The organism is Kitasatospora sp. NPDC097691, from assembly GCF_040302665.1.
Taxonomy (GTDB): Bacteria; Actinomycetota; Actinomycetes; order Streptomycetales; family Streptomycetaceae; genus Kitasatospora.
In genome coordinates this window covers 61,350-81,842 of sequence record NZ_JBEORY010000001.1, presented here as the reverse complement: position 1 = coordinate 81,842, position 20,493 = coordinate 61,350, and the positions used below count along the sequence as shown (strand labels likewise).

Annotated in this window: 11 protein-coding genes and 1 pseudogene; 8 read left to right on the top strand and 4 right to left on the bottom strand. The window is 73.1% G+C overall.

The genetic code is table 11. The features are described from left to right. Window positions 1-88: 88 nt before the first annotated feature. On the top strand, window positions 89-2,404 hold the full coding sequence (metE, locus tag ABTY56_RS00335) for a 5-methyltetrahydropteroyltriglutamate--homocysteine S-methyltransferase (protein WP_350624849.1): 2,316 nt from the start codon (window positions 89-91) through the stop codon (window positions 2,402-2,404). A gap of 266 nt (window positions 2,405-2,670) precedes the next feature. Here the strand turns inward: metE and ABTY56_RS00330 are convergent, their stop codons facing one another. Next, a complete protein-coding gene (locus tag ABTY56_RS00330) occupies window positions 2,671-3,249 on the bottom strand; it encodes a class I SAM-dependent methyltransferase (RefSeq protein ID WP_350624847.1) in 579 nt (192 codons plus the stop codon). A 55-nt stretch (window positions 3,250-3,304) separates the two neighbouring features. On the opposite strand from ABTY56_RS00330, the gene ABTY56_RS00325 reads away from it, so the two are divergent. The 3 genes from ABTY56_RS00325 to ABTY56_RS00315 all read left to right on the top strand — a co-directional run bounded on the left by ABTY56_RS00325 (window position 3,305) and on the right by ABTY56_RS00315 (window position 9,848). Continuing rightward, on the top strand, window positions 3,305-4,096 hold the full coding sequence (locus tag ABTY56_RS00325; RefSeq protein WP_350624845.1) for an AraC family transcriptional regulator: 792 nt from the start codon (window positions 3,305-3,307) through the stop codon (window positions 4,094-4,096). A 67-nt stretch (window positions 4,097-4,163) separates the two neighbouring features. After that, complete coding sequence (gene modA / locus ABTY56_RS00320; RefSeq protein WP_502892999.1) at window positions 4,164-5,147, top strand: molybdate ABC transporter substrate-binding protein; 984 nt, start codon at window positions 4,164-4,166, stop codon at window positions 5,145-5,147. Window positions 5,148-5,519: 372 nt separating this feature from the next. After that, window positions 5,520-9,848, top strand: coding sequence for a bifunctional nitrate reductase/sulfite reductase flavoprotein subunit alpha (locus ABTY56_RS00315; RefSeq protein WP_350624841.1), 4,329 nt, complete (start codon window positions 5,520-5,522; stop codon window positions 9,846-9,848). A 483-nt stretch (window positions 9,849-10,331) separates the two neighbouring features. On the opposite strand, the gene ABTY56_RS00310 is transcribed toward ABTY56_RS00315, so the two are convergent. Beyond that, window positions 10,332-11,327, bottom strand: a complete 996-nt coding sequence (locus ABTY56_RS00310) for an endonuclease/exonuclease/phosphatase family protein (RefSeq protein WP_350624839.1) — start codon at window positions 11,325-11,327, stop codon at window positions 10,332-10,334. 208 nt (window positions 11,328-11,535) lie between these two features. Continuing rightward, complete coding sequence (locus ABTY56_RS00305) at window positions 11,536-13,458, bottom strand: lamin tail domain-containing protein (RefSeq protein WP_350624837.1); 1,923 nt, start codon at window positions 13,456-13,458, stop codon at window positions 11,536-11,538. 424 nt (window positions 13,459-13,882) lie between these two features. Here ABTY56_RS00305 and ABTY56_RS00300 point away from each other — a divergent pair, with 424 nt between their 5' ends. Next, entirely contained in the window at window positions 13,883-15,427 is a 1,545-nt protein-coding gene (locus ABTY56_RS00300; RefSeq protein ID WP_350624835.1) for an FMN-binding glutamate synthase family protein, read from the top strand. Between the two features lie 94 nt (window positions 15,428-15,521). Here ABTY56_RS00300 and ABTY56_RS00295 read toward each other — a convergent pair whose 3' ends face one another. Further along, window positions 15,522-16,856 carry an NAD(P)/FAD-dependent oxidoreductase gene (locus ABTY56_RS00295; RefSeq protein ID WP_350624833.1) on the bottom strand — a complete coding sequence of 445 codons (1,335 nt, stop codon included), beginning with the start codon at window positions 16,854-16,856 and terminating at the stop codon, window positions 15,522-15,524. A gap of 138 nt (window positions 16,857-16,994) precedes the next feature. Here ABTY56_RS00295 and ABTY56_RS00290 point away from each other — a divergent pair. From ABTY56_RS00290 to ABTY56_RS00280, 3 genes and pseudogenes are all read left to right on the top strand, one after another. Next, window positions 16,995-17,168 (top strand): annotated as a pseudogene (locus tag ABTY56_RS00290) (CorA family divalent cation transporter); the annotation flags it as partial. A gap of 531 nt (window positions 17,169-17,699) precedes the next feature. Continuing rightward, window positions 17,700-18,530 (top strand): SDR family NAD(P)-dependent oxidoreductase, encoded by an 831-nt coding sequence (locus tag ABTY56_RS00285; protein ID WP_350625242.1) that lies wholly within the window; start codon window positions 17,700-17,702, stop codon window positions 18,528-18,530. 354 nt (window positions 18,531-18,884) lie between these two features. After that, on the top strand, window positions 18,885-20,396 hold the full coding sequence (locus ABTY56_RS00280; protein WP_350624831.1) for a GlnX family signal transduction membrane protein: 1,512 nt from the start codon (window positions 18,885-18,887) through the stop codon (window positions 20,394-20,396). Window positions 20,397-20,493: the final 97 nt, after the last annotated feature.

Below are 20,493 nucleotides of genomic sequence, written 5' to 3'. Positions count from 1 at the left end.
TCACGGCGGCCGCCGCCCGGTTTCGTCACTCCTTCGCGCCCTCGTCCCGTCCCGGGGATCAGGAATCAGGCTCGCGAAGGAGAGTCCCTTGACAGCGAAGTCCGCAGCCGCGGCAACCCTCGCCACCGTGTACGGCTACCCCCGCCAGGGCCGGGGCCGGGAGCTGAAGAAGGCGATCGAGGGGTACTGGAAGGGCGCGGTCGCCGCCGAGGTGCTGCTGGCCACGGCCGCCGACCTGCGCCGGGGGAACTGGCAGCAGCTCGCCGACTCCGGCATCGAGGAAGTCCCGACCGGTGACTTCTCGCTCTACGACCACATGCTGGACACCACCGTCGCCGTCGGTGCGATCCCCGCCCGGCACCGGGACGCGGTCGAGGCCGACGCGCTGGACGGCTACTTCGCCATGGCGCGCGGTACCCAGGACGTCGCGCCGTTGGAGATGACCAAGTGGTTCGACACCAACTACCACTACCTGGTATCCGAGTTGGGCCCCGACACGGTGTTCGCCGCGAACCCGGCCAAGGCCGTCGGGGAACTGGCCGAGGCGCTGGCACTCGGCCACGAGGCCCGGCCAGTCTTGGTCGGCCCGGTCACCTACCTGCTGCTCGCCAAGCCCGCGCCCGGCGTCGCCGCCGACTTCCAGCCGATCACCCTGCTGGACCGGCTGCTGCCCGTCTACGCACAGCTGCTGGCCGCCCTGAGGGCGGCCGGTGCCACCTGGGTCCAGCTGGACGAGCCCGCCCTCGTCCAGGACCGCACCCCCGCCGAACTGAACGCCGCCGCCCGCGCCTACCGCGACCTCGGAGCCCTCACCGACCGGCCGAAGCTGCTGGTCGCGAGCTACTTCGACCGCCTCGGCGACGCCCTGCCCGTCCTCGCCAAGGCCCCGGTCGACGGCCTGGCGCTGGACTTCACCGGCCCCGCCGCCGGCAACCTGGACGACCTCGCCGCCGCCGGTGGCCTGCCCGGCAAGCGCCTGGTCGCCGGGGTGATCGACGGGCGCAACATCTGGATCAACGACCTGGAGAAGTCGCTCGCCACCCTGGCCACCCTGCTCGGCCTCGCCGACACCGTCGACGTCGCGCCGTCCTGCTCGCTGCTGCACGTCCCGATCGACGCCACCGCCGAACGCGACATCGACCCGCAGATCTCCCGCTGGCTCGCCTTCGCCCGGCAGAAGGCCGCCGAGGCGGCGCTGCTCGCCCGCGGCCTGCGCGAGGGCACCGGCGCGATCACCGCCCAACTCGCCGCCAACCGCGCCGACCTCGCCTCCCGCGCCGACTCCCCGATCACCCGCGACCCGGCCGTACGCGCCCGCACCGCCGCCGTCACCACGGACGACACCCGCCGCTCCCAGCCCTACCCCGTGCGCGCCGAAGCCCAGCGCGCCCGCCTCGCCCTGCCGCTGCTGCCGACCACCACCATCGGCTCCTTCCCCCAGACCACCGAACTGCGCCTCGCCCGCGCCGACCTGACGGCCGGCCGGATCGACGCCGCCGCCTACCGCGAGCGGATGGAGGCCGAGGTCCGCGAGGTCATCGCCTACCAGGAGAAGGCCGGACTGGATGTCCTCGTCCACGGTGAGCCCGAACGCAACGACATGGTCCAGTACTTCGCCGAGCAGCTCACCGGCTACCTCGCCACCCGGCACGGCTGGGTGCAGTCCTACGGCACCCGCTACGTACGGCCCCCGGTCCTCGCCGGGGACATCTCCCGCCCGCACCCGATGACCGTCGACTGGTACGGCTACGCCCAGGGCCTGACCGACCGCCCGGTCAAGGGCATGCTCACCGGCCCGGTCACCATGCTCGCCTGGTCCTTCGTCCGCGACGACCAGCCGCTCGCCGACACCGCCCGTCAGGTCGCCCTCGCCCTGCGCGACGAGGTCACCGACCTGGAGGCCGCCGGCGCGGCCGTCGTCCAGGTCGACGAGCCGGCCCTGCGCGAGACCCTGCCGCTGCGCGCCGCCGACCGCCCGGCCTACCTGGACTGGGCCACCGAGGCCTTCCGCCTCGCCACCTCCGGCGTCCGCGCCGACACCCAGATCCACACCCACATGTGCTACGCCGAGTTCGGCGCGATCATGACCGCGATCGACGACCTCGACGCGGACGTCATCTCCCTGGAGGCCACCCGCTCCCACATGGAGGTCGCCGGCGAACTGGCCGAGGCCGGGTACCCGCGCGAGGTCGGCCCAGGCGTCTGGGACATCCACTCCCCACGCGTCCCGAGCACCGACGAAGCCGTCTCCCTGCTGCGGGCCGGCCTCGCGGCCATCCCGGCCGAGCGGCTGTGGGTCAACCCCGACTGCGGTCTGAAGACCCGCGGCTGGCCCGAGACCCGCGCCTCCCTGGACAGCCTGGTCGCCGCCGCCCGCCGCCTGCGCGAGGAACTCGCCGGCTGACCGCGCGCACGGACGGACTCCCCGGGCCGGGACACGGCCGAGGCCGTCCGCGTCGAAGGTCGTGATCCGCCGTCACGGCACCGCCGTGCCCCGGCCGTCGTCGCTGACGGCCGGGGCGCGGCGGTGAGGGGTTGAGTGCTCACAGGGACGGCGGTGGCCCGCTGACCGCTCACAGGGACGGCGGTGAGCGGTCAGGGGGCCGCGGCCCGCGGTCGACCGCGCCCGGAAAGCGGCCCGGGTCGCCGGACCGGGGACGGCGCCCGCCGTCACCTGCTCGCTGCGGCCCCGGGCTTGTGGGCGACAAAGGTCAACCTGCCTCCCACCCCGATGGTGAGCTTCTCGAAGCCCAGCGTCTGCAACCGCGGCAGGAAGCCCGACGGCTCCACCGGGTTGTAGGTGTCGCCCTCGTGGAAGTGGTGCAACCCGTCGCCGGGCAGGCTGTCCGAGCCCACCAGCACACCGCCGGGGCGCAGCACCCGCAGGACCTCGGCGAGCAGCCTGTCCTGCAGTGCCCGGGTGGGGACGTGGTGCAGCATCGTGAAGCAGGCCACCGAGTCGAAGGTGTCGTCGGCGAAGGTCAACGCGGTGGCGTCGCCGTGGTGGACCTCGACGTTGGTGCCGGCGAAGCGGGCCGCGAGCGCCTCGGCGGCGGGCTGCTCGTACTCGACTGCGACGAGCCGCTCGACGCGGTGCCGCAGCCAGTCGGTGGCGGCGCCGGGGCCCGGGCCGACCTCCAGCATCACCGTGCCCAACTCGGCTCCGGCCGTCACCGTGGGCAGTACCGAGGTCTGCAACTTCTGGGCCCATTCGGGGCTGGTGCACACTCGTGCGTGGTTGGAGTTCATACCTCAGAGGCTAGGAAGGGCACGGCCGGGCCACCAGCGCGTACGCTTCCACATCATGTCGTCAAACGGACAACCTCAGGCCGGCCCGCCGGGCACCGTGGACCAGGTGGCCGCCGCGATCGTGGTGCGCGCCTACGATCTGGCGCCGGGCAGTCGGTTCGGCACCCACCGGCACGACACGCACCAGGTCGTGTGGGCCCGCAACGGCGTGCTGACCGTGTCGACCGAGGACGGCGAGTGGATCCTGCCGCCGACCCGGGCTCTGTGGATCCCGGCCGGCACCGCGCACCAGACCGCCGCCCTGGCCAGTACCGCCATGCGCAGCCTGAACATCACCCGGGGCGCGGGGCTGCCCGGTTGGTCACTGCCCCAGCCGGTTGCGGTGGGTCCGCTGGTCGCCGTCCTGATCGACCACCTGGCGGGCGCCACCCTCGCTCCGGCGCGCCGGGCCCGGGCCCAGGCCGTCCTGATCGACAACCTGGCCCCGGTCGCCGCCCGCTCGATCGAGGTGCTGATGCCCGCCGATCCCCGGGCCCTCGACGTCGCCCACGCCCTGGTCGCCGACCCGGCCGACCCGCGGACCCTCGCCCAGTGGGGACGCCACGTCGGATCCAGCGCCAGGACCTTGGCCCGCGCGTTCGCCGCCGACACCGGCCTCACCTTCGCCCGCTGGCGCACCGCCGTGCGGCTGCGTGCCGCCCTCGGCCACCTCGCCCGGGGGGAGCCCGTCATCAGGGTCGCGGACCGGGTCGGCTACGCGACGCCCAGCGCCTTCGTCGCCGCCTTCGTCCGGGAGACCGGACTCACCCCCGGCAGCTACTTCCACGGCGGCCCACCGGCGGTCTGAGGTCCACCGGGGGGACGCTTTCGGCGACATCTCAGATGCCAGGCCGCCGGCTCGTTCAGTCGGGCTAATGCCAGCTGAATGTCCCATACCTGCTGGTATCTGCCGTTCTATCCTCACGGGGACCGCCCCACGGCTCAGGGAGACCACCGTGTACCGCTCCGCCACCGCCGGCGCCGTCGCCGCAGCTCTGCTGGCACTCAGCGCCTGCTCGTCGAGCAGTTCGAGCAGTTCGAGCAGTTCGAGCAGCTCGTCCGGCCCCTCCGCCTCCGCCTCGGCGACCATCAGCGGCACGGTGACCGTCTTCGCCGCCGCCTCGCTGAAGAACGCCTTCACCCAGCTCGGCACGATGTTCGAGGGCGCGCATCCCGGCACCAAGGTCGTCTTCAACTTCGGCGGCAGCGACACCCTGGCCGCCGGCATCGTCAACGGTGCACCGGCGGACGTGTTCGCCTCCGCCAGCCCGGCCACCATGAAGACCGTCACCGACAAGGGCGACGCGGCCGGAACTCCCACCGTCTTCGTCAGCAACGCGCTGGAGATCGCCGTTCGGCCCGGCAATCCCCAGCACATCACCGGCCTGCAGGGTCTTTCCGACCCTTCGGTGAAGGTGGTGCTCTGCGCCAAGACCGTTCCCTGTGGCGCCGCCGCCCAGACCGCGCTCGCGGCCGGCAACGTCACGGTCACGCCCGTCAGCTACGAACAGGACGTCACCGCCACGCTCACCAAGGTCGAGCTCGGGGAGGCCGACGCCGGGCTCGTCTACCAGACCGACGTCAAGAGCGCGGGCAACAAGGTCGACGGCGTCAACTTCCCCGAAGCGGCCTGCGCGATCAACAGGTACCCGATCGCCACGCTCACCCACGCCCCGAACGCGGCCGGCGCCTCCGCGTTCGTCGCACTCGTCGAATCGCCCGACGGGCAGAAGGTCCTCGCCGACGCCGGCTTCCTGAGCCCGTCGGCCTCCCCGTCCGCCCCGCCGTCGACGTGCCCGTCCACGTCGGCTTCGGCCTCGGCCGGCGGTTCTGCTCCCCCCTCGCCGACCTCGTCCTGAGGGGCCGTCGCACACGTGACGGGGGGCCCGGGGGAGACATCCGGCTCCCGGGCCGTGCGCAGTACTCGGCCCCGTCCCGGGCTCGGCCGGTTTCGCGCCACCGACCGCCACCGACCGCGACCGGCCGCCACCCCGCCACCGACGCGCCACCGACCCCGACGAGGCTTCCGTTTCCGCCGACCGGCGTGGCTGTCGGGAAGGATCCGCGGCCACGCCCTCACAGCCGCGGCGCGGGGGCGGTGCGGGCGGCGTAACGGTCCCGAAGCGATCTCCGCCGTCCACCGCAACACGCACTTCCTAGGTTGGGCGTGCGTGCGGGCGTTGCCGCACGCGCGACAGGCGGGCCCGGGCCCGCACGGTGGAGGGGGACGTGTGGTCGGGACTGGTGGCGGTCGGGCGAGGACGGTCTGCTCGTACTGCGGCGTGGGCTGCGGAATCGTCCTGGACCTGACGCTCGGCGCCGACGGCCGCCGAACCGTCGCGAAGGTGTCCGGCGACAAGGCCCATCCGGCGAACACCGGGAGGCTGTGCACCAAGGGCGCGACGCATGCGGACATGCTGGCCGCGCCGGGCCGCCTCGACACCGCGCTCGTCCGGAGCAGCCGGGACGAACCCGCCCTGCCCACCGACGTGGACGCCGCCGTGGCGGCGGTCGCGGCCCGGCTGAAGGCGATCCTGGACGAGCACGGCCCCGACGCGCTCTCCTTCTACGTCTCCGGGCAGATGTCCCTGGAAGCGCAGTACCTGGCGAACAAGCTCGCGAAGGGATTCGTACGGACGAACCGGATCGAGTCCAACTCGCGGCTCTGCATGGCTTCGGCGGGTTCGGGATACAAGCTGTCGCTGGGCTCGGACGGCCCGCCCGGCTCGTACGAGGACTTCGAACGGGCGGACGCGTTCTTCGTGATCGGCGCGAACATGGCCGACTGCCATCCGATCCTGTTCCTACGGATGATGGACCGGGTCAAGTCGTCCGGTGCGAAGCTGATCGTCGTCGACCCCCGCCGCAACGCCACCGCCGACAAGGCCGACCTGTTCCTCCAGATCGAACCCGGCACCGATCTCGCCCTGCTCAACGGTCTGCTGCACCTCCTGGTGGAGAACGGCCACACCGACCCCGAGTTCGTCGCCGAGTTCACCGACGGCTGGGAGGACATGCCGGCCTTCCTCGCCGACTACCCTCCGGCGAGGGTCGCCGAGATCACCGGCCTCCCGGAGGCCGACATCCGCCAGGCTGCCCGGTGGATCGGCGAGGCCGGCGAGTGGACGAGCTGCTGGACGATGGGGCTCAACCAGTCCACCCACGGCACCTGGAACACCAACGCCCTGGTCAACCTGCACCTCGCGACGGGCGCGATCTGCCGCCCCGGTTCCGGCCCGCTCTCCCTGACCGGGCAGCCCAACGCCATGGGCGGCCGCGAAATGGGCTACATGGGCCCCGGCCTGCCCGGCCAGCGCTCCGTCCTGGCCGACGACGACCGGGCCTTCGTCGAGAACCTGTGGGGCATCGGACAGGGCTCGCTGCGCATCGGGGTCGGCCGCGGCACCGTCGAGATGTTCGAGCAGATGGCCGCCGGCGACATCAAGGCGTGCTGGATCATCTGCACCAACCCGGTCGCCTCCGTCGCCAACCGCAAGACCGTCATCCGGGGCCTGGAGGCGGCCGAACTCGTCATCACCCAGGACGTCTTCGCGGCGACGGAGACCAACGCCTACGCCGACGTGGTGTTGCCGGGCACGCTGTGGGCCGAGTCCGACGGCGTCATGATCAACTCGGAGCGGAACCTCACCCTCGTCCCCGGGGTCGTCACCCCGCCCGGCCAGGCCACACCGGACTGGCAGCTCATCGCCCGCGTCGCCTGCGCGATGGGCTTCGCCGAGGCGTTCACCTACGACAACGCGGAGGAGGTCTTCGAGGAGATCAAGCGGGCCTGGAACCCGAAGACCGGCTGGGACCTGCGGGGCGTGACCTACGAGCGGCTGCGCGAGACCCCGGTGCAGTGGCCCGCGGCCCCGGCCGGCCCGGCGCGCAACCCCATCCGCTACCTCAACGACGGCGTCAGCCAGAGCCTGCTGGAACGATCCGACGGCACCCGTCCCCGGCTCGTCTTCCCCACTCCGAGCGGCCGAGCCCGGTTCTTCGCCCGCCCACACCTTCCGGCCGCCGAACTCCCCGACGACGACTACCCCTTCGTCCTCAACACCGGCCGACTCCAGCACCAGTGGCACACCCTCACCAAGACCGGAAAGGTGGCCAAGCTCAACAGGCTCAACCCCGGCCCCTTCGTCGAGGTCCACCCCGAGGACGCCCGGCGCCTCGGCATCGCCGACCAGGACCACGTCGAGGTCGCCTCCCGCCGCGGCCGCGCCGTCCTGCCCGCCGTCGTCACCGACCGGGTGCGTCCGGGCAACTGCTTCGCCCCGTTCCACTGGAACGACCTGTTCGGCGAGTACCTCTCGGTCAACGCCGTCACCAACGACGCCGTCGACCCTGTCTCCTACCAGCCCGAGTTCAAGGTCTGCGCCGTGACCCTCGCCAAGACCGCCGCGCCGGTGCCCACGGCCCACCCGCGAACCGAGCCTGCCGCTGACACGGCCACCCCCGTCACCGCAGCCACCCCCGTCACCGCAGCCATACCCGTCACCGCAGCCACCCCCGGGTCCGGCGCACCGCCAGGACCCGTCACGACCCTCGCCCCCGTCCAGGCCGGTCCGGCGACGGCCGCACTGTCCGCCCTTGCCGCGACGTTCGGCATCACCGACCTCGCTCCGCCGGAGCTGGCCGACCACGAACGCCGCTACCTCTCCGGCTACCTCGTCGGCGTCGCACTGGCCCCGCCGCCCGTCGACGTGCCCGTGCTCCCGCCGACCGCCCCCTTCGACCCGGGCACGGCCCTGTGGGTGGACGGCCTCCTCGCCGGCATGTTCTCCCGTACCGGCGCCCCCGGCCTCGCGCCCGCAGCAGTCGGTGAACTCGTGACGGCACCGGCTCCCTCCTCCGGGGCGGCCGCGCCGACCCGCCGCCTGCTCGTCCTGTGGGCCTCGCAGACCGGCAACGCCGAGGACCACGCCGCCGCCCTGAACTCCCGGCTCGCCGACGCCGGCCACGCCCCCACGCTGCTCGCCATGGCCGATGTCGGCCCGGCGCAGCTCACGGCCGACACCGACGTCCTCGTGGTCACCAGCACGTTCGGTGACGGTGACGCCCCCGACAACGGCGCCGACTTCTGGCAGGGCCTCAGCGCCCCCGACGCGCCGCTGCTGCACGGCGTCCGCTACTCCGTCCTCGCGTTCGGTGACTCCACCTACGACGACTTCTGCGGCCACGGCCGCCGTCTCGACGAACGCCTCACCGCGCTCGGCGCCACCCGCCTGCACCCCCGGGCCGACTGCGAACCCGACGACGAGGAGAGCGCCGACGCCTGGCTCGAGGCCGTCCTCACCGCCGTCGACAGCCGGGCGTCGGTGCCCGGCTCCGCGCACGCTCCGGCGGCAGCACCCGTGGCCGACCCGGTCGCCACCGCCACCGCCACCGCCACCGCCGCCACTGCCACCGCGGTCACCGCCGCCGCCACCGCCGCCCGTCCCAGCAGGAACGCTCCCTACCGCGCGCCGATCTGCGACAACCAGCTCCTCAGCCTGGCCGGCGCCGACAAGGAGGTCCGCCGGTTCACCTTCGACATCGGCGACGCGCTTGAGTACGAGGCCGGCGACGCCCTCGGTATCCGTCCCGCCAACTGCTCCGAGCTCGTGAGCGAGTGGCTGGCCGTCACCGGCCTCGACCCCGCCGCCGACGTCGTACTCACCGGCACCACCACCGTCGGCTTCGCCGAGGCCCTCACCCACCACCTCGACATCACGCGCATCACCCCCGACCTCCTGCGCCTCGCCGTCGAACACACCGGCGACCGCGCGCTCAAGCGGTTGCTCCGCCCTGACAACAAGGACGGACTCGCGAAGTGGAGCTGGGGCCGTCAGGCAGTCGACATCCTCACCGACTACCCCGTCCGGATCGGCGCCCAGGAGTGGACGGACCTCCTCAAGCGCCTCCAGCCACGCCTGTACTCCATCTCCTCCAGCCCACTCGCCACCCCCGGCAAGGTCAGCCTCACGGTCTCCGTGCTGCGCTACGAGGGCCCCAACGGCCACCGGCGCAAGGGAGTCGCCTCGACCTTCCTCGCCGATGCCGAACCCGGCACCGAGGTCCCGCTGTTCGTCCAGCGCTCCGCGCACTTCCGCCCGCCGCTCGACCCCGCCACCCCGGCCGTCATGGTCGGACCCGGCACCGGGGTGGCGCCCTTCATGGGTTTCCTCGACCACCGGCGCGCCCTCGGTCACCGAGCAGGCAACTGGCTCTTCTTCGGCGAACAGCGCCGCACCACCGACTTCTACTACCGGCAGGAACTGGAAGAACTGCACCGCCACGGCACCCTCTCCCGCCTCGACCTCGCCTTCTCCCGCGACCAGCGCACCAAGGTCTACGTGCAGGACAGAATGCGCGAGAACGGAGCCCAGCTGTGGTCCTGGCTCCAGGACGGCGCCCACTTCTACATCTGCGGCGACGCCAGCCGCATGGCCAAGGACGTCGACCGCGCCCTGCGCGACATCGCCGTCACCCACGGCGGACTCGACGAGGAAGACGCAGCCGCCTACGTCAAACAGCTCGCCGCCGAGCGGCGCTACGCCCGCGACGTCTACTGACGGTGAGGGCGACACGGCGACCCCGACGCGTCGGCCGGCCGGGAGACGAGCGCCCGGTGCTGCTTGCCGATCTCGTTGACGTACCCGCCACCGTGCACGCACAGCCGCCGCCCGGCACACCTGTCGGACGGGCGGCGGGGAAGTTGGTGCGGGCGGCGACCTTCGGCGGCCAGGTAGAGGCCGGAGGCGGCGTGCCGGATCCGCGCGTGGACGATCCTGAACCGTTCCGCGACCCACTGCCCACCCTCGCCGCCGGTCTCCGGTGCGAGGACGACGGGCGTGCCCTCCGTGCTGCCCGCGGCGGCGCCCGCCGCCCGCTCCGGGCCGCGGTGGACGTAACACGAACGGTTCGGCAGGCCAGTCGACCGGCATGCCGGCAACACCCGTTCCGGGAGGTGGAAGTCACGCCACGTCAGCACATGATTGCCCGTACGGGTGGGGCCGCGCCAGCGTTCCCGGCTCGGGCGGGGTGCGCGGGCGGGGCTACAGCTGCAGCTCGACCACCACGGGCCGGTGGTCCGAGATGGGCATCCTCGGGGCCCGCACCGACTGCGGTCGGTGCGGGCCGAGCCCGGCTGCGAGGACGTGGTCGAGCTGCACCAGCGGGCGGTGCGACGGGAAGGTGCGGACGCGGGCCAGGTGGTGCCAGCCGGACCGGGGCGGCAGGCCGTCAGGCTGCGGCATCGAGGGCATCGACGGCGTCGGGGGCATCGACGGCGTCCGTGGTGCGGAGGGCGTCCGGGGTGCGGAGGGTGTCGCGCGGCTCGACGGGGCGAGGAGCTCGGCCGCGCCGAGGGTGGCCGCGGGTATCGCGCCGGGGATGTTGAAGTCACCCAGCAGGATGTGCGGCCGGGGCAGGTCGGCGATCCAGCGGTGCACGGCGAGGAGTTGGCGGAGGTTCCACCCGGGGACGAACGACAGGTGCAGCGCCACCGCGGTGAACGGGCCGCGCCGTCCCTGCAGGACGGCGGCCAGTGCCACGCGCGGATGGTCGCGGATCACGGTGAGGCCCGCCCGCCCGGCCACCGGCAGTGGCACGGCGAGGGGTGGTGCGCCGAACCGCCGGGCCCGCCGGCTCAGGACCGGCAGCCGGGACAGCAGCGCGATGCCGTGCGAGGGGACCTCACCGTCGTGCCCGGCGCCCTTCGGCCCGTACACCCGCAGCCCCGGTTCGGACCGGTCGGGGGCCCAGGCCCGTCCCGGCCCGGACCGGGCGTGGAACGCCGAGGCGTAGCGCCAGTCCGCGGCACCGGTCGCCTCGGCGATCGCCCGTGCCTGGTCCACCCGGCCCGACCGCTCCTGGAAGCGGTCGAGCTCCTGCAGCGCCACCACGTCGGCGTCCAGGGCGGCGACGGCGTCGATGAGCGGGTGCACGTCGACGGTGCCGGACGGCGTCCGAGGTGGGCGGCCGTCGTCCGGGAGCCGCTGCCCGTGCAGGACGTTGAAGGTCGCGAGGCGCACCAGCGCGGAGCCGATCATGGTGGGACGCTACCAACCGCGGGCCGGGTCCCGCGGAAGTCCCCGCCGTGCCCGCTGTGCCCGCCGAGCGTGGGCGGCCCGGCACGACGAAGCTCCCGGCCGTCGGCGGGTGGTCACGGTCGTGACCCGCCGTCGGCCGGGAGCTTTCACCACTGCGTGCGGCCCGCGCCGTCACCGACGCACGCCCGGTCCCGCCGCCCGGGAGGGATCAGCAGGGGAAGGTGCCGCTGTAGAGGGCGTGTCCGGAGGAGGAGGTCCCGGAGCCGAAGCCGTAGATGCCGTCGTCGCTCCAGACCGCTTCGCGGGAGCCGTTGACGCAGGTGGACGTCGGCGCGATCGCGAAGCCCTCCAGGTTGTCGATCGGCATGACGGCCGGGTTCGTGTAGGTCACGTCCGGGACGATCGCGCCGGCGGCGTCGACCTTCATGAAGGTGTGCGTCTCGCCGCAGGTGTTGTCGCAGGTCGCGACGAGGCGCTGGGTGCCGGCGTCGAAGGTCACGTCCATCACGGAGACCTTGCCGGTCGCGATCGTGCCGAACGTGGTGAACGTGCCGTCGGAGTTCAGGCCGTACACGTGCAGGGTGCCGTCCCACTCCAGTCCGGCGAAGAACAGGCCCGACCCGTGCAGCGGGTAGTTCGCCGGGTTGTAGGCGGCGTGGGTGAGCGGGTCGACCCAGCCGTTAGCGGTCAGCCAGCTGTCCGGCACGTAGCCGACGCCCTCGAAGCCGAGGTTGGCCTCGTCCTTGCTGCCGGTGTTCAGCTGCGGGAACTGCGAGGTCATGTCCCACTGGTGGATCGGGGTGAGCGTCGATCCGGCCGCGGCCGGGTCGAACTCCATGATCGTGTCCTTGGGGACGGTGTTGTCGGTGTTGTCGCGCTCGGAGGTCACGTAGAGGTGGCCGTTGGCGCCGACCGTCAGGCCCTCGGAGTCCGGCTGGCCGGAGCCGCCCGCGAAGCGGATCTGCTTGCCGGTCGCGCTCCACGACGGGTCCGGGATCCACTTGCCGTTGCTCTTGACCAGCTTGAACAGCCAGTTCTTGTTCTTGGCGGCCCACAGCACCGACGGGTTGGCCGGGTCGAAGGCCAGACCGCTCAGGTCACGGCCTTCGGGGCCGGTGGACGTGGTGAACGCGCAGACGTTGTCGGCGATCGTGACGTCCAGCCCGCCCGGCCACGCCAGGGTGCCCGCCGGGGTGGAACCCGTACCGGAGGGCGCCTCGGGGGTGCAGCCGCTGGTCAACGCGCCGCCGCCGCCCAGCAGGTGGCCGGTCTGTCCGCCACCGCCACCGCCCCCGCCGCTGCCCGAGCAGGAGTTCGCGCTGCCGGGCGTCGCGGTGGTGGAGGTCTGGAACCACCCGGTGCCGTTGGCGCAGCGCTCGTCCGACGGCTTGGCGCCGTTGGTGGCCCAGGTCACCGAGTCGACGGTGTTGCCGTTGCCGTCGAGGAGGAAGACCGAGTCGTTGTCGCCCAGGCCGAGGAGGGAGTCGAACGTGACGTAGCCGCCGGCGGGGATGCTGGTCGCGCTCGGCGAGGAGGACGAGACGGAGACCGGGGAGTGGGTGGTGTCGCCGTCGACGTACTTCCACGACCCGATGCTGACCGCGCTCGTTCCGCCGTTGTACAGCTCCACGGTGTCCGAGCCGTTCGAGGTGACCTCGTTGATCCGCACCCGGCTCGCCGCCGGTGTCGACGACGGGCAGCCGGGGGCGTTCGCGGCGCCGAAGGTGGTCGCGGCGGTCGTGGTCACCCACGCGCCGGTGCCGTCGCCGCCGCAGCGCGCCATCGCCGGCTTCGCCGCGCCGGTGGCCCACTCGACGCGGTCGACCACGGTGCCGTCGGCCGTGTAGATCACCAGCTTGTCCGAGTCACCGAGCCCCTTGGGGGAGTTGAAGGTGACGAAGCCGCCGGCCGGGATCGTGCCGGAGGACGGGCTGAACGACTGCGGGGAGAAGCTGTCGTCCGACATCTTCCAGCCGCTGATGCTCACCGCGGTCGAGCCGGTGTTGTACAACTCCACCGTGTCGCTGTTCGACGAGGTGACCTCGTTGATCCGAACGTTCTGGTAGCCGGCCGGGTCCGCGGCCGCCGCGGGCTGCGCGGCGACGATCCCGGTGACGACGATTCCTGACAACGTCAAAGCCGCGGCGCACACGGAGGCGACGCCGGCACGCGAGTGTGAGGTAGGCACGAGGCCGAACTCTGGTGACGCAACGTTGAAACAGCGTGTACGGCGGCTGAATGCCGCCTGCTGACCTCCGGAACGATCCGGAACACTCCGGAACGCTCTGGATCGCTCCGGATCGCGCAGAACGGCCCGGAACACCCCAGCACGGTCCGGATCGCTCCGGAACGGTCCGGAACGCCGGGCGCGGGTCGTCGCCGTGCGCTCCGACCGGCCCCTGGCCGCAGGCCGGTCCGGGTGGCCTCTTAACATCGTTTGGCATCCTTCGACGGACGCTGCTGCCTGCTCGGCCGCGTGCCCGCCGTCCGGCACCCCACACGACACGACGACCCCACCGCACGGCGATGGTGCCGTGCACCGAGGAGGAACGTTCATGCACGCCCGGAAGATCGGCGCGGCCGCCGCGACAGCGGTGGCGCTCCTGGCTGCCCGCGACCTCATGCAGAAGCGGCACGCGCTGCTCCGGAACTTCCCGGTGGTCGGGCACGCCCGGTACCTGCTGGAAAGGATCGGTCCGGAGCTGCGGCAGTACATCGTGACCTCCAACGAGGAGGAGCGCCCGTTCAGCCGTGACCAGCGCACCTGGATCTACGCGTCGGCGAAGGAGGAGAACAACTACTTCGGGTTCGGGACCGAAGTCGACGTCGAGCACGTCCAGGGGCACGCCTACGTGAAGCAGCGCACCTTCGCCGGCGCCCTGCCCGATGCGCACGACCCGCAGGCCCCGCTGCCCTCGGCCAAGGTGCTGGGCGGGCCGCGCGGGCGCGCCAAGGCGTTCCGGCCGGCCAGCGTGGTGAACATCTCGGCGATGAGCTTCGGATCGCTCTCCGGTGCGGCCGTCACGGCGCTCAACAAGGGGGCGGCGCTGGCGGGCACGATGCACAACACGGGCGAGGGCGGCCTCTCGCCGTACCACCGCAACGGCGGTGACCTCGTCCTCCAGCTCGGGACGTCGTACTTCGGCTGCCGCAACGAGGACGGCAGCTTCAACCTCGACAAGCTCAAGGACGTGGTCGCCGGCGCTCCCGTCAAGGCGATAGAGATCAAGCTCTCCCAGGGCGCCAAGCCGGGGTTGGGCGGGATGCTGCCCGGTGCCAAGGTGACCCCGGAGATCGCCGGGATCCGCGGCATCCCGGTCGGCGAGGACTGCGCCTCCCCGTCGCGGCACACCGCGTTCGGCGACGTCGACTCGATGCTCGACTTCGTCGAGCTGCTCGCCGCCGAGACCGGCCTGCCGATCGGCGTGAAGAGCGCGGTGGGCGACATGGGCTTCTGGCAGGAGCTGGCCGGCCTGATGGCGCGCGGCGACCGCGGGGTCGACTTCGTGACGATCGACGGCGGCGAGGGCGGCACCGGGGCGGCGCCGCGGATGTTCGCCGACTCCGTGTCGCTGCCGTTCCGGATGGGCTTCTCCCGGGTCTACGGCACCTTCGCCGAGCTGGGGCTGACCGACGACCTGACCTTCATCGGCTCCGGCAAGCTCGGCCTGCCCGAGAACGCCGCGGTCGCCTTCGCCCTGGGGGTCGACATGATCAACGTGGCCCGTGAGGCGATGCTGTCGATCGGCTGCATCCAGGCGCAGAAGTGCCACACCGACAAGTGCCCCACCGGCATCGCGACCCAGAACCCGTGGCTGGCCCGCGGCCTCGACCCGGCCTCGAAGGCCACCCGGGCCGCCGTCTACCTGCGCACCCTGCGCAAGGAGCTGATGAAGGTCTCGGCGGCCGTCGGCGTGGCCCACCCGGCGCTGATCACGGCGAACGACATCGAGATCATGAACGGCGACTACGAGGCCCGCACCCTGGCCGGCGTCTACGGGTACAAGGACGGCTGGGGCGAGCTCGGCCCGCACCTCGCCGACGAGATCACGGCCCTCGTCACGGCCGGGTCGGCCTCCCACGGGAAGCCGACCGTCTGACGCACCGGGCGGTGTGACCGCGCCGGGCCGACCGGCTTGGCCCGCCCTGCCGGCCCGGCTGCGTCCGGGCCGGCAGGGCTCGGCGCATCGGTGTTCAGCCGCGCAGGACGGCGCTGAGCACCGACGGGCGGAACAGCAGCGACGGCGGCTCCACCAGGGACATCACCTCGTGGAACGCCGCGGTGACCAGGGGGTCGCGGGTGGCACCGGCCAGCACCTTGTCCAGGAAGCGGTGCTGGAGCTTGAGCAGGGCGCCGGTGGGCGCGCCGGTGGTGGTGTCGAAGCGGGCGTCCTCGGCACAGGACATCACCCACGGGTTCTTGGACGCCGCCGCGACGGCGCGCCGCGCGTCCCGGGCCGCGGCGTGGTCGATGCCGCCGTGCCGCAGCACGGTGCGGCGCAGCTCCCGGGCGCAGAACAGGGCGACGGTGACCCCCTGGCCGTACACCGGGTTGAAGGTGCTCGCGGCGTCGCCGACCGCCACCAGGCCGTCCGGGCAGCTGCGTTCGTAGTGCCGCCGCACGCCCGGGCCGGGCAGGAAGCCGCGCACCTCGCCCGCCGGTTCGGCGTCCCGCAGCGCCTCGCGGAGCAGCGGGTCGCGCAGTCGGGCCAGGTGCCTGGTGAACCCCTCCTCGCCGGGCCCGGGTTCGGCGCCGCGCATCCCGGCGAGGCTGACGATCCACCGGTCGCCCTCGACCGGCAGCAGGACGCCCATCCGCGGCGCGTCCGGCGCCTTGGTCTGCAGGTAGACCGCCTGGCCGCCGAGGTCGACCCCGGCCGGGCGGTGGAACAGCCGGGAGGTGTACGCCACGCCCGCGTCCACCCGCTCTTCGGGCACCGGGGGGCAGCCCAGCTCCGTCAGCCACTTCGGCACCGAGGTCGAGCGGCCCGCCGCGTCCACCACCAACTCGGCCGGGAGGTCGCGGACTTCGCCGCGTTCCGGGCCCCGCTCGCGGACCTTCACCCCGGTCACCACCCCGGCCGAGCCGAGCAGGCCGACCACGTCGGTGCCCTCCAGGAACTCGATCGAGGAGTCGGCGCGGACCCGCTCCAGGACGAGGTGGTCCAGCACCGGCCGGGTGCAGGAGAGGAAGGCCATCCGCGCCGGGTACTCGGCCATCCACCCGGCGGAGCTGAGCCACTTGACCTCCGAGGTGGTCACCCGCAGCGCACCCGCGTCCAGCAACTCCTGCTTGATCCCGGGGAACATCTCCTCCAGGGCCCGGTGCCCGGCCTCCAGCACCAGGTGGGCGTGCCGCCCCTGCGGCACCCCGGCCCGGAACGCCGGCTCCGTCGGGTAGTGGTCCCGCTCCACGACGACGATCCGCTCGGCGCGCCCGCGCAGCGCCCACGCTGCCCCCAACCCGGCCAGTCCGCCGCCGATCACCACCGCAGTGCCCCGCCCGGGGGTCCTCTCCGAAGAAGTCATGACACGTAGCGTAGTGGGCGCCCGGGGCTCCGTGATCGTTTCGGTCGGACGAACGCCGTTACCCCCGGCCACCGTTGACGTCCGCTCGGGCCGCCCGGCCGGCCGGCCCCGCCAGGCCGACGCGACCGGGCGGCCGGGATCTCCTCCCGGGCCGCCATCCTCTTCGCGCCGACCCTGATCGGAACGGTGCAGGGATGGACTTCGGGCAGATGCCGGAGCTCAGGTGGGCCTTCGGCCATCCGTTCGCGATCGCCCTGACGGCACTGGTGTGCAACCGGGCTCTACCTGGTGTTCAAGAAGCGGGACTGGCTGTGGTCCGGCGGTCGGCCGGCTGCCGGGCTCGGAGTCGGCCCGGTCCCTCGATCGGTACCGGTGGCGGGTGTTGACCGTGCGGCAGGTGGCCGGCGTCAGGGATTCGTCAGGGCGGCGGCGTGGCGCTTGCCCGGGGTGGGGCGCGCGGGTTGGATGAAGGACATGAAGCGCCCGGCACGCCATCACGACCGCCCGCCGCATCCGCGGCCGCCGGTCGGCGCAGCCGTGGCCGTCATCGCCGTGCGCTGATCCCGCGCCTCCCCGCCGGAGGGCACGGCACGCGCCGCACCCCGTCCCGCCGCCGTCCCGGCACGGGCGGGGGCGGGTGTGTGGATCGCGCAGTCCGGTGTCGCTGTGCGGTACGTCAGTTCCGGCAGGTCACTTGCGGCGCGTCATTTGCGGCGCGTCACTTCCGGCACGTCTCTTGAGCACGCACCCCAGGCCCCGAGCAGGGCCGGTGGTGCCTCACACCCCTGGGAAACGGTCATGTCCGACTCCGTCCTGTCCACCTCCGACTCCGTCATGTCCGGAATGTCTGCAACATCCGGCAACGTCCTGTCCGGGCGCACCGCGCTGGTCACCGGGGCCTCCTCCGGGATCGGGTGGGAGACCGCGCGGCTGCTCGCCGGGCTGGGCGCCACCGTGCTGGTGCACGCCCGTACCACCGCCGAGGCCGGGTCGGCCGTCGCCCGGCTGGTCGAGGCGGGCGCCCGTCGGGACCGACTCGTCGAGCTGGCAGCCGACTTCACCCACCTCGCGGAGGTCGCGGTGCTGGCCGGTGCGGTCGTCGAGCACTACCCGGCGCTGGACCTGCTGGTGAACAACGCCGCCGCGATGGCGCCCGAGCGCTGCACCCTCACCGACGACGGCAACGAGGTCTCGCTGCAGGTCAACTTCCTGGCCGCGCACCTGCTGGCGAAGCTGCTGCACGCCCCGCTCTCGGCGGCCGGTGACGCCCGGATCCTCAACGTCTCCTCCGCGCTGCACCGGACCGCCTCGATGAACTGGTCGGACCCGCAGCGGGTGAAGAGGTACTCGCGGGTGGCGGCGTACGCGCAGTCGCAGCTGGCGCTGACCATGGCCACCGCGGACATGGCGCCGGCCGGCTCCGGCGTCACCGCCGTCAGCCTCAACCCGGGCCAGTGCGACACCGCGCTGCTGCCGCTCTACGGGCGGACCGGCGCGCCGGCCGCGGAGGGCGCGGAAGCCGTCGTCCGGCTCTGCCTGCCGAGCGTGGAACTCGCCAACGGCGCGTACTACGAAGGCGGTTCGGTCGCGCCGACGGCGGCGGCCGCGCAGGAGGAGCGCTCGCTGAAGCGGCTCGCCAAGCTCGCCGACCAGCTGGTCGGCCGGGCCGCCTGAACCACCCGACCCGACGGACCGGAGGAACCACGATGTCCAAGCGCGCCCGCAGGAAGAAGGCCCGCCGGAAGAAGAAGGCGAACCACGGCGGCAGGGCCGGTCAGGGCTGACCCGCCGGGCGGCCGCCGAAGGGCGGTGGCCGCCCGGGCACCGGGGCGGGCGCTAAGGAAGCGTCAAGACCGGTGCCCGGCGGCGTCAAGGAGGCGTCAGGGCGCACCGTGCCCCGGGCGGTGCGGGACTAGGGTCGCGCGGCGGAAGAGAGAGCGAAATGCAGAAACGGTTCTGCGTTCGAGGGGCTCCGGCGCGCCCGGAACCCCCGGCAGACCGTGCCACGGGGGAAAGGGACGTGCGGTCATGACGACCACCACGGAGTACAGCGCGACCACCTCGAACGAGGCGGGCCCACCGGAGAATGCGGAACCCGTCCCACCGGGCATCCTGGCCCGCCTCGGCCACGGCGTCCGGACGATCGGCAGCCGGGCGCACCGGACCACCCCGCGCCTGGTGCGCGGCCTCACCGCGCTGAGCCTGGCCGCCCTGCTCGGCCTCGGCGCCACCGCCACCGCCGTGCTCGGCGGGGCCCGCGACGGCACCGACACCATCGGCCACCGGGACGCCCCGCAGGCCACCCGCGCCGCCGACCTCTACTTCGCGCTCAGCGACATGGACGCCCAGGCCGCCAACCTGCTGCTGGTCGGCGCCGACCCCGAGTACACGGCCCTGCGCAAGCAGACCCAGGACACCTACGAGCAGCGGCGCGCCCAGGCCGACGACGACCTGCAGCAGGCCGCCCAGGCCGCGGCCGACGACCCGGCCGGGCAGCGCGCCGTCCAGCTCGTCCTGGGCCGGCTCGGCAGCTACGAGGCCCTGGTGGCCCGGGCGCAACTGCTGGAGGAGCAGGCCAATCCGCCGGCCGGGCAGCCCTCGCAGGCCGCTCTGGAGGCCTACCGGCAGGCCACCGACCTGCTGCGCCAGCAGCTCCTTCCCGCCGCCGACCGGGTCACCGTCGCCAACGACGCCTCCGTCGAACGCGTCTACCAGCAGCAGCGCGACGCCCTGGGCAGCGGCCGGTGGTGGCTGCTCGCCGTCGGCCTGCTCGCCCTCGCCGTCCTGCTCGGCCTCCAGCGCGCCCTCGCCCTGCGCTACCGCCGGGTGGTCAACCCGGCGCTGGCCGCCGTGACCCTGCTGACCGGTGTGGTGCTGGTGGCCGGGCTGAACCTGCTGGGCCGCGCCGAGGACCACCTGACGACCGCCAAGAGCAACGCCTACGACTCGGTGATCGCCCTCAGCCGGGCCCGAGCCGTCGCGTTCGACATGAACGCCGACGAGAGCCGCTACCTGATCGACCCGACCCGCGCGTACGAGCAGATCTTCCTGGAGCAGACCCAGGCGATCGCCCGGATCGACGGCGCCACCCTCGCGGACTACAACGCCGAGCTGGCCGACGCCGCCCGACGGCACCACGCCGACCGTACGGCCGTCCCCTTCGGCGGCTACCTCGGCAGCGAGCTGCGCAACATCACCTTCCCGGGCGAGCAGGACGCCGCCGAGCGCGTGCTGGACACCTTCCAGCAGTACCAGCTGACCGACCGCAAGATCCGCGAGCTGCGCACCGCCGGGAAACTCAAGGAGGCGGTCACGCTCAACACCGGGCTCTCGAAGGGGCAGTCCAACTACGACTTCGAGCAGCTGGGCGCCGCGATCGGGGACACCATCGCGATCAACACGACTGCGATGGACCGGGCGGTCGCCGAGACCGACGGGGACCTGGACGGCACCACGGCGGCCCTCGCGGTGGGTGTGCTGGCGGTGGCCCTGGGCCTCACGGCGATCGGGGTGCGGCCCCGGCTGCGCGAGTACCGGTAGCCGGACGCCCCGGCCGTTGGCCCGCCGTCGCTCGGGTAGGCGGCGGGCCGACGCGTCAGAGCCTCACCGGCCGGTGACAACTCGGTCTCGGTGCATG

Bases quoted from the DNA above. Each gene is read 5' to 3' on its own strand.
- ABTY56_RS00330 (WP_350624847.1), bottom strand. From the start codon at position 3,249: ATGAACTCCAACCACGCACGAGTGTGCACCAGCCCCGAATGGGCCCAG.
- ABTY56_RS00325 (WP_350624845.1), top strand. From the start codon at position 3,305: ATGTCGTCAAACGGACAACCTCAGGCCGGCCCGCCGGGCACCGTGGAC.
- modA (WP_502892999.1), top strand. From the start codon at position 4,164: ATGCCAGCTGAATGTCCCATACCTGCTGGTATCTGCCGTTCTATCCTC.
- ABTY56_RS00310 (WP_350624839.1), bottom strand. From the start codon at position 11,327: ATGATCGGCTCCGCGCTGGTGCGCCTCGCGACCTTCAACGTCCTGCAC.
- ABTY56_RS00300 (WP_350624835.1), top strand. From the start codon at position 13,883: ATGCACGCCCGGAAGATCGGCGCGGCCGCCGCGACAGCGGTGGCGCTC.
- ABTY56_RS00295 (WP_350624833.1), bottom strand. From the start codon at position 16,856: ATGACTTCTTCGGAGAGGACCCCCGGGCGGGGCACTGCGGTGGTGATC.
- ABTY56_RS00285 (WP_350625242.1), top strand. From the start codon at position 17,700: ATGTCTGCAACATCCGGCAACGTCCTGTCCGGGCGCACCGCGCTGGTC.
- ABTY56_RS00280 (WP_350624831.1), top strand. From the start codon at position 18,885: ATGACGACCACCACGGAGTACAGCGCGACCACCTCGAACGAGGCGGGC.